Raw genomic sequence first — 3,229 nt, 5'->3', positions numbered from 1 at the left:
TGATTTAAATTATACATGAGATTTGATGTGTGTTCCTATTTTTTTGCAAAAAATTTAGCATTGGGAGAGAATTTTTTCTCTCACCAACGCTAAATATTATACAACCTTTATTTTAAGGCACTTAACTTGTCGACAACTTCAGACCTTTCTATTAGGGTATAGATGACCATATGTATTCCAAGTAGTGTCTACTTTTTCATGGCCAAGTCTATCAGCTATTGTCATAATATTTATATCCAAACTTATAAGCAAGAAAATCACAAAGGATTTTTCAATTACAAAAAGATGAATACACCATTTCATATTGGACAAAAATCAAGAATATGATAATATAGTTTTATAATTACAATATTAAAACAGGAGGATTGATGTATGTTGCCCAAAATTAAATTGTGGTTTTTAAATAATAAGAATTTTTTAAGGATGTCAAGATTTTTAATTTTAACAGTGTCGCTTCTTTTAGTTACCTGGATTTTTGATCATCAATATATTGCAATTAAATCTTATATTCCCAAACAACTATTGCTATCAGTTGAAGTTTCGGTAAATTTCCTTTCTAATATATCTGGAATATTTTTGACTATAAGTATTTTTTGTTTTACAACTATTGTCACTGTACTTAATAAATATAGCAGTAGCATATCACCTAGATTGCTTCAGAGTTTCATAGATAGGACAGGAGTCCTTGGTTTATATGGTATATTTGTAAGTGGTTTTTTCTATTCAATAATTAGTATTCTACTATTGCAAGACCTTGGCCCAGACCAACACGTTGTAGCTGGAAGTTTTGGAATAGCCTATGCCATAATTGCAATGCTTAGTTTTATAGCTTTCTCAAGACAGGTTCTTGATAATATAAAGGTATCAAATATTATAGAATATATATTTAATGACTGCGAAAAACTTATTGATAAAGAGGTAGAACAAAGAGAAAAAGCTGAGCATTATGAAAAATGCGACGAATCTACAAAGTTATCAATTGTAGCTGAGAATTCAGGTTATTTATTTGAAATAAAAGCAGATGCGATTTTTAAAGAACTTAATGGCATAAAAGCAGAACTTACTATAAACAAGAGGATTGGTGAGTACACGATCAAAGGAGAAAGCATAGGAGAATTAAATATATTTCAATGTGAGTTAGATAATAATGATAAAAACGAATTAAAAGAAAAATTAAGTCCATTGTTTTTAATAAATGTTTACAATAATAGAGAAGAAGATTATCACCGTGGAATTGTAAGCTTAACTGAAATTGCGAATATGGCCCTAAGCCCTGGCATAAATGATCCAAATACTGCAATAATGTGTATATATAAAATGTCATCATTACTTGGGAAACTATTATCTACAGACAATCATTTTATAATACTGAAAGAGGACGAAGATGTAAAAATAATTTATCAAAGTTATTCTGTGGAGGATGAACTATATCTTGGTTTCAGCCAGATAATTTCTTATTCAGCAGGTGATCCCTTGGTTACAAAAGCGATTTTACAAGGACTTTATATCATATACACAATGGCAGATATAGGTGCTAAAAAAAGCATAAAAAAGTTTTTTGATGATAGCTATGAAATTTTAATAGAAAATTTTACTCACGAAATTCATTTGGAAACTTTTAAAAGAATAAGAAACAATATGGAAGAGCAAGTAAGCTTATAGGAAAATACATCTGAATCCATTTAAATATAAATGATAGGTTGCAAAATTAAATGCGACACAAATAAAAATAGAGAGAACGCTATATTTAACTGCGTGAATATGCTATAATATAAAAAGGTTTCGGGAAAGTGAATGGGAAAGTCATAGTTAAAGAAGGAGTCTTTACAGTGTTGAAAGGAAGTTTTTGTGGCAATACTGGTAAAGGATATATCCCATCTATCAGAAGGAATGCAAAAATAAAAGATAATATATTACAAGAAGATATTGTATGTATGAATCCATCGAGTGCCGGTTGGATAGTTATTGGAAAGTCCAATAATGGATGGCTAGAATGGAAAGATTTACAGGGGAATTCTATTGAAAAATATAGAGATAAAGAAAAATAGTTGATATGAGTTAGCTATTATAAAAATAATGAGAGGGTGCTTATGCCAAATTTAAAAGCAAAAGAATATAAGAAATTTGAAGATATTAAGTATGTTAGAGAAGATGGAAGTGAGTATTGGAGTGCAAGAGAACTTGCTGATGTGCTTGATTATTCTCAATGGCGAAACTTTCAAAATGTCATTGATAGAGCAATGATTGCATGTGAGAATAGCGGACATGAAGTAACATACGATTTTGCTGAGGTCAGCAAAATCGTGGAAGCAGGTGCTACAAGCAAGTCTATAAAAGATTATGAACTTACGAGATACGCTTGCTATTTGATTGTGCAAAACGGTGATCCGAGAAAAGAGGTTATTGCACTTGGCCAAACCTATTTTGCTATTCAAACATATCGTCAAGAAATAGCAGATCATTTTAATCAGCTTGATGAAGATAGAAGAAGGCTTGTTGTTCGTGGAGATATTAAACAGTGGAATCAGCTTTTGGTAGAAACGGCACATGATGCAGGAGTCATCACAAATGAAGAATTTGCTATATTCCAAAATGCAGGATATATGGGATTGTATGGTGGATTAGATGTTGAAGACATACATGATAGAAAAGGCTTAACTGCGAGACAAAAGATTTTAGATTATATGGGAAGTACTGAATTGATTGCTAATCTATTCAGAATATCCCAAACGGAAGAAAAGCTGAGGAAAGATAAAGTTGAAGGTGCAGAAGCGGCAACAAAAGTTCACTACTCAGTAGGAAAAGAAGTGAGAAGTGCTATTGAAAAAATAGGTGGCACTATGCCGGAAGATTTGCCTGTTCCGGAGAAAAGCATTCAACAGATAGAAAAAGAGCAGATGAAGCGTCTAAAGGATAAAGCCAAGAAAGGCAAATTGATGTTGGATGAATGACGTGTGTCCCCAACAACACTATTGCTGTAGTATCACCACTGATACTGTTTTGATACTAAAAATCTCAAAAACTATAAAAAACAGATATAAAAACACCTGATTTTAGAAGCTTAATAGATACTTATAGTATATAAAAGAAATAAATATGCTATGGTAATTATTGAATTTGAATAGCCTAAGCACTAATTGAAAGCGTTAATATTACTGATTATTCTAAGATTTCAGGTTCTATAATATATAGCGTTGATGGTAACAAAAATGCTTTCAAAGTCGTAAGA

The 3,229-nt window shown here is 31.2% G+C and carries 3 protein-coding genes; all 3 read left to right on the top strand.

Annotation, left to right across the window (positions count from 1 at the left end; translation table 11 throughout):
• Positions 1-372: 372 nt before the first annotated feature.
• The 3 genes from HMPREF1639_RS04675 (at position 373) to dinD (ending at position 2,951) form a co-directional block, all read left to right on the top strand.
• Entirely contained in the window at positions 373-1,662 is a 1,290-nt protein-coding gene (locus HMPREF1639_RS04675) for a DUF2254 domain-containing protein (RefSeq protein WP_036763877.1), read from the top strand.
• 167 nt (positions 1,663-1,829) lie between these two features.
• Positions 1,830-2,048 carry a DUF4357 domain-containing protein gene (locus HMPREF1639_RS04670; RefSeq protein WP_242847279.1) on the top strand — a complete coding sequence of 73 codons (219 nt, stop codon included), beginning with the start codon at positions 1,830-1,832 and terminating at the stop codon, positions 2,046-2,048.
• Positions 2,049-2,090: 42 nt separating this feature from the next.
• Positions 2,091-2,951, top strand: coding sequence for a DNA damage-inducible protein D (gene dinD, locus HMPREF1639_RS04665; protein WP_036763874.1), 861 nt, complete (start codon positions 2,091-2,093; stop codon positions 2,949-2,951).
• The last annotated feature ends 278 nt before the right edge of the window (positions 2,952-3,229 follow it).

This window comes from Peptostreptococcus sp. MV1 (assembly GCF_000758885.1).
Lineage (GTDB): Bacteria > Bacillota > Clostridia > Peptostreptococcales > Peptostreptococcaceae > Peptostreptococcus.
This window is presented reverse-complemented; position numbering and strand designations above follow the sequence as displayed.